Here is a 6,025-nt window from a genome sequence, read left to right on the forward strand (position 1 = left end):
CCAAACATGCGCCAACCTGATATCGAGATCTACCTCAAGGACGCCGACGTCGACCACAAGCAGGTGACTGCCTGGCTCAACGAGGCCGTGGGCCCTTGCAGCGAGTGGCAACAGAAGGGTCAGACCTGGAAGTGCAAGGCCGGTAACATTCCGGTTACCTGGTTACCGAAGGCTGTAGGAAAATGGAACAGTTTGTTCCTTGAAAGTGACAAGACGCCGTGGGAAGACGACATCGCCTGCGCCCGCGCCGCCCATGCGGCCTTGCAGGTCGAAGTGCGCTGCGCGCCGGGCAGCTGGATCGAGGAAGAAGGCGAGGCAGATGCCGATCGCTGGATCCGCATCAGTGCCGACGGCGAAGAAGAAATTACCTGGCGGACCTGAAAGCCGTGGGTTTCAGGTAAGAGCAACGGCAAAAGCATCAGGCTGCAGGCCCTGCGATCGGCTTGCAGCTTGAAGCTTGGCGCTTGCGGCGGCCGGCCTCAAAGGCCGACGACATCCTCGGCCTGCAGGCCTTTCTGCCCTTCCACTAGCGCGTATTCCACTTGCTGACCCTCGGTCAGGGTGCGATGCCCCTCGCCGCGAATCGCGCGGAAGTGAACGAACACGTCCGCCCCTCCCTCACGCTGGATGAAGCCATAGCCCTTGGCATCGTTGAACCACTTTACGTTTCCAGTCTCACGAGACGACATCTGAACTACTCCGGTTTTTTATTGTGAAGATCGCCTTGCAGGCACAGGGTTACTGCCTTGCGCCAACGCCGCTTGCCAAATCCCCTGCAAGCGGCGGACCGAGTATATGTCAGGCAACAAAGAAATTTTATGACGTGAGCTGTTTTTGCCGAACCTGCGCGGATACGGCACACTGGCCCACCCGAGCCGGTACTCGAATATCCTTGTCCAAGGCACTCACCGTATGACCCGTTCCCCCTTGCACCGCCTGATCTTCGGCGCGTTGCGCCGCCTGCTGTACCTGTGGGTGCGATCCGAAACCATCAACCCGCCCTCCATGGCCCTCCAGCTCGACCGCAGCCGCCCGGTGTTCTACGCCCTGCCTTCGCCGTCGCTGACCGACCTTGCCGTGCTCGACCGCGAATGCACCAAGGCGGGGCTGCCTCGTCCGGTGCTGCCCGTCAGCGTGGGCCCGTTGCAGGAGCCTGCCGCGTTCTTTTACCTGACTCCAGACCCCGACTGGCTCGGCCGCCACGACAAGCGCGGCGCCCCGCCGACCTTGCAGCGCCTGGTCGGCGCGATCAGCCAGCATGCCGAAGAAGACGCGCAGATCATCCCCGTGAGCGTGTTCTGGGGGCAAACGCCAGCCAGCGAGTCGAGCCCGTGGAAGCTGCTGTTCGCCGACAGCTGGGCAGTGACCGGGCGCCTGCGCCGCCTGCTGACCGTGCTGGTGCTGGGGCGCAAGACCCGCGTGCAGTTCTCGGCCCCCATTCACCTGCGCGAACTGGTGCAGCACAACAAGGGGCACGAACGCACCGTGCGCATGGCCCAGCGCCTGTTGCGCGTGCACTTTCGCAATCTCAGGAGCGCCGTCATCGGCCCGGACATCTCGCACCGGCGCAACCTGGTCAAGGGACTGGTCCACGACCCGCTGGTGCGCCAGGCCATCAGCGATGAGGCCGAGCGCGAGAAGATCCCGCTGGCCAAGGCCGAGGCCCGGGCACTGCACTACGGCAACGAGATCGCCTCGGACTACACCTACACCGCCATCCGCTTCCTCGAGGTGGTGCTCAGCTGGTTCTGGAACAAGATCTACGACGGCATCAAGGTCAACCACATCGAGCAGGTGAAGGACATCGCGCCTGGCCACGAGGTGATCTACGTGCCCTGCCACCGTAGCCACATCGACTACCTGCTGCTGTCCTACCTGCTGTTTCGCAACGGCCTCACCCCGCCGCACATCGCCGCGGGCATCAACCTCAACATGCCGGTGATCGGCAGCCTGCTGCGCCGCGGCGGGGCGTTCTTCATGCGCCGCACCTTCAAGGGCAATCCGCTGTACACAGCGGTGTTCAACGAATACCTGCACACGCTGTTCACCAAGGGTTTCCCGGTCGAATACTTTGTCGAGGGCGGCCGCTCGCGCACTGGACGCATGCTGCAACCCAAGACCGGCATGCTGGCAATCACCCTGCGCAGCTTCCTGCGTTCCTCGCGCACCCCGATCGTCTTCGTACCGGTGTACATCGGCTACGAGCGGGTACTCGAGGGGCGCACCTACCTGGGCGAGCTGCGCGGGGCAAGCAAGAAAAAGGAGTCGATCCTCGACATCTTCAAGGTGTTCGGCGCGCTCAAGCAGCGCTTCGGCCAGGTCTACGTCAACTTTGGCGAACCGATCCGCCTGGCGGGCTTTCTCGACCAGCAGCAATCCGACTGGCGCGAGCAGGCTCTCGGCCCGCAGTTCCGCCCGGCCTGGCTCAACCAGGCCACTTCACGCCTCGGCGAAACCGTGGCCCGGCGCCTGAACGAAGCGGCCGCCATCAACCCTGTCAACCTCATGGCGCTGGCGCTGCTCTCGACCAGCCGCATGGCACTGGACGAAAACGCGCTCACGCGGGTGCTCGACCTGTACCTGACGCTGCTGCGCAAGGTGCCCTACTCGCCTCACACCACCCTTCCCGACGGCGATGCGCTGGGTCTGATCGGCCACGTCAAGGGCATGGGCCTGGTGGCCGAGCAACAGGACGCGCTGGGCCGTATCCTCTATCTGGATGAGGCCAACGCGGTGCTGATGACCTACTACCGCAACAACATCCTGCACATCTTTGCTCTGCCGGCCTTGCTCGCCAGCTTCTTCCAGAGCAGCTCGCGGATCAGCCGCGAGTTGATCGGCCAGTACACCCATGCCCTGTATCCCTATCTGCAGGCCGAGCTGTTCCTGCGCTGGACGACCGAGGAGCTGGACGAGGTCATCGACCAATGGCTGGCGGCCTTCGTCGAGCAAGGCCTGCTGCGCGTCGAGAATGACGTCTACCTGCGCCCGGCGCCCAGCTCGCGGCAATTCGTGCTGCTGACGCTGCTGGCCCGTGCCATCACCCAGACCTTGCAGCGGTTTTACATGGCCACGGCGTTGCTGCTCAACAGCGGCCAGCACAGCCTCACAGCCGAGGAGCTCGAAGACCTCTGCGTGATGATGGCCCAGCGCCTGTCGATCCTGCATGGCCTCAATGCGCCGGAGTTCTTCGACAAGAGCCTGTTCCGCCATTTCATCCAGACCTTGATCCGTCAAGGCGTGCTGCGCGCGGACAGCAACGGCAAGCTGGGCTTCCACGACAAGCTCGCCGAGCTTGCCGAAGGCGTGGCCAAGCGCGTGCTGCCGGCGGAGCTGCGCCTGTCGATCCGCCAGGTGGCCCTGCACCGCGAAACGCCAGTGTTATAAATGATTCCTGCCTCTCTTTCCTGATAAGGATGCTGTCATGCTTCGCTCCTCCCTACGTTTCACCACCCTCTGCGCCGGCCTGTTGCTGTCGGCCAGCGCCCTGGCCCTGTCGCTGTCCGATCTGACCCAGAAAGACGCCACCGGCGGCCTCAAGGACGCGCTGACTCAAGGTGCGCAGATCGCCGTGAAGCAGCTGGGCACCGCCGGCGGCTTCAGCAACAACCCCGACGTGCGCATCGAGCTGCCGGGCAATCTCGGCAAGGCCGCCAAGGCCATGAAGATGTTCGGCAAGGGCGAGCAGGTCGAAGCGCTCGAGGCCAGCATGAACAAGGCCGCCGAGGCCGCCGTGCCACAGGCCCAGGCAATCCTCGTCGATGCGGTGAAGAACATGTCGGTGGCCGACGCCAAGGGCATTCTCGGCGGCGGCGACGATTCGGCCACCCAATACCTGAACAAGAGCAGCCGCGAGCAGATCCGCGCCAAGTTCCTGCCCATCGTCAAGCAGGCCACCGACAAGATCGGCCTGGTCCAGCAGTACAACAGCTTTGCCGGGCAGGCCGCCGGCCTGGGCATTGGCAACGCCAAGACCGCCAACGTCGAGAACTATGTCACCGAGCAGGCACTCGACGGCCTGTTCAAGATGATCGCGCAGCAGGAGTCGAGCATTCGCGAGAACCCGGCGGCCGCGGCCACCAGCCTGGCCAAGAAGGTCTTCGGCGCGCTCTGAGCAAAAGCAGGCCTCAGGCAACGGCTTCCCGATTCACTGCCGAGGATGGACGCTCCAGAGTGACGCGGCGCAATACAGCGCTATCACTCTGGAGTCGAACATGAACATTCCTGAAACCATCGAGCTGAACATCGTCCACCCCGTCGCTCCCGCCGACGGCAGCGGCTACGAAGTAAGGCTGGTCGACATCAGCGAGGCCTCCCGGCCAGAGCTTGTCTTCAGCCAGGGCGCCAACACCGTGCCCGCCTCCCCCTTCACGTACGATTTCACCCTGCAAGCGCATCACCTGAAGTTCGGCAACCAGTACCGTGTAACGGTGCATGTCACCGGCCTGAATGGCGATGTCCATTCCGATGAGCGCGAGTTCAGCGTGGCTCAGGACGAGGCGACCAAGGTCATCGGACTCAAGCTATCGCGCCGTTGAAGCACCGCGCGAAGAATCGGCCGGAGCACCAGCTTCGGCCGATTCGTTTCAACCTTGCTTTCTGACCCTGAACCACGCGGCGTACAACGCCGGCAGGAACAACAGCGTCAGTGCCGTGGCCACGATCAGCCCACCCATGATCGCCACCGCCATCGGGCCATAGAACACACTGCGCGACAGCGGGATCATCGCCAGCACGGCCGCCAGCGCCGTGAGCACGATGGGCCGGAAGCGCCGCACCGTGGCCTCGATGATCGCCTGCCAGCGATCGAGGCCTGCGGCAATGTCCTGCTCGATCTGGTCCACCAGGATCACCGAATTGCGCATGATCATCCCCGCCAGGGCGATCGTCCCGAGCATGGCCACGAAGCCGAACGGCTGGCGGAACACCAGGAGGAACAGCGTCACCCCGATCAGCCCCAGGGGCGCGGTCAGGAACACCATCACCGTGCGCGAGAAACTGCGCAGCTGCAGCATCAGCAGGCTGAGCACCACCACGATGAACAGCGGCATGCCCGCGTTGACCGATTTCTGCCCGCGCTCGGAATCCTCGACGGTGCCGCCGACCTCCAGCAGATAGCCATCGGGCAGTTCGGCGCGCACTGGGTCCAGGGTCGGCAGGATCTGCCGTACCAGGCTCGCCGGCTGGTCCTTGCCGTAGATGTCGGCGCGTACCGTGACCGTTGGCAGGCGATTGCGGTGCCAGATGATGCCTTCCTCGAAGCCGTACTCCAGCGTCGCCACCTGCGACAGGGCCACGCTCTGGCCGTTGCCGGTCGGCACCGCCAGGCTGCCCAGGCGCTCCAGTTCGCTGCGTTCAGGCACGGCGCCGCGCAACAGGATCTCGATCAGTTCGTTGTCCTCGCGGTACTGGCTGACGGTCGAGCCGGTCAGCGAGCCCTGCAGGAACCGCGACAGCTGCGCGGTCGTCACGCCCAGCGCGCGGGCGCGGTCCTGGTCGACATCGAGGACCACCACCTTGCTCGGTTCCTCCCAGTCCAGGTGCACGTTCACCACATGCGGGTTCTCGCGCACCTTGGCCGCGACCTGACGGGCCAGCGTGCGGACCTCCTCGATGTGTTCGCCCGTCACGCGGAACTGCACCGGGTAGCCCACGGGCGGGCCGTTCTCCAGGCGCGTGACCCGCGCGCGCAGGTCCGGGAACTGCTCATCCAGCGTCGCGATCAGCCAGCCGCGCAAAGCCTCGCGGTCCTCGATGCTGTGGGCCAGGACCACGAACTGGGCAAAGCTGGCCGCCGGCAACTGCTGGTCAAGCGGCAGGTAGAAACGCGGCGAGCCAGTGCCAATGTAGGCCACGTAATTATCGATGCCCGCGCGCGTCTTGAGCAGTGCTTCGAGGCGGGTGACCTGCTCGGTGGTGTTGCTCAGCGAGGCACCTTCGGCCAGTTTCAGGTCAACCATCAGCTCGGGACGGCCCGAGGCCGGGAAAAACTGCTGCGGCACGAAGCGAAACAGCAGGATGCTGC

General features: G+C 64.4%; 6 protein-coding genes. 4 read left to right on the forward strand and 2 right to left on the reverse strand.

What is annotated here, in order from left to right:
* Positions 1-6: 6 nt before the first annotated feature.
* On the forward strand, positions 7-381 hold the full coding sequence (locus VJS90_RS14900; RefSeq protein WP_324122411.1) for a hypothetical protein: 375 nt from the start codon (positions 7-9) through the stop codon (positions 379-381).
* A gap of 98 nt (positions 382-479) precedes the next feature.
* Here VJS90_RS14900 and VJS90_RS14905 read toward each other — a convergent pair whose 3' ends face one another.
* Complete coding sequence (locus VJS90_RS14905) at positions 480-689, reverse strand: cold-shock protein (protein ID WP_158459571.1); 210 nt, start codon at positions 687-689, stop codon at positions 480-482.
* Between the two features lie 223 nt (positions 690-912).
* Here VJS90_RS14905 and plsB point away from each other — a divergent pair, with 223 nt between their 5' ends.
* The 3 genes from plsB to VJS90_RS14920 all read left to right on the forward strand — a co-directional run bounded on the left by plsB (position 913) and on the right by VJS90_RS14920 (position 4,538).
* On the forward strand, positions 913-3,387 hold the full coding sequence (plsB, locus tag VJS90_RS14910) for a glycerol-3-phosphate 1-O-acyltransferase PlsB (protein ID WP_324122412.1): 2,475 nt from the start codon (positions 913-915) through the stop codon (positions 3,385-3,387).
* Between the two features lie 37 nt (positions 3,388-3,424).
* Positions 3,425-4,114 (forward strand): DUF4197 domain-containing protein, encoded by a 690-nt coding sequence (locus VJS90_RS14915; protein ID WP_324122413.1) that lies wholly within the window; start codon positions 3,425-3,427, stop codon positions 4,112-4,114.
* Between the two features lie 100 nt (positions 4,115-4,214).
* The gene (locus VJS90_RS14920) at positions 4,215-4,538 is read left to right on the forward strand and encodes a hypothetical protein (RefSeq protein ID WP_324122414.1); all 324 of its coding nucleotides are present in this window, start codon (positions 4,215-4,217) and stop codon (positions 4,536-4,538) included.
* A gap of 48 nt (positions 4,539-4,586) precedes the next feature.
* Here the strand turns inward: VJS90_RS14920 and VJS90_RS14925 are convergent.
* Positions 4,587-6,025: efflux RND transporter permease subunit (locus VJS90_RS14925; RefSeq protein WP_324122415.1), on the reverse strand; the 1,439-nt coding region annotated here is incomplete at its 5' end.

Origin of the sequence: Pseudomonas sp. (genome assembly GCF_035277045.1) — a bacterium.
Taxonomy (GTDB): domain Bacteria; phylum Pseudomonadota; class Gammaproteobacteria; order Pseudomonadales; family Pseudomonadaceae; genus Aquipseudomonas.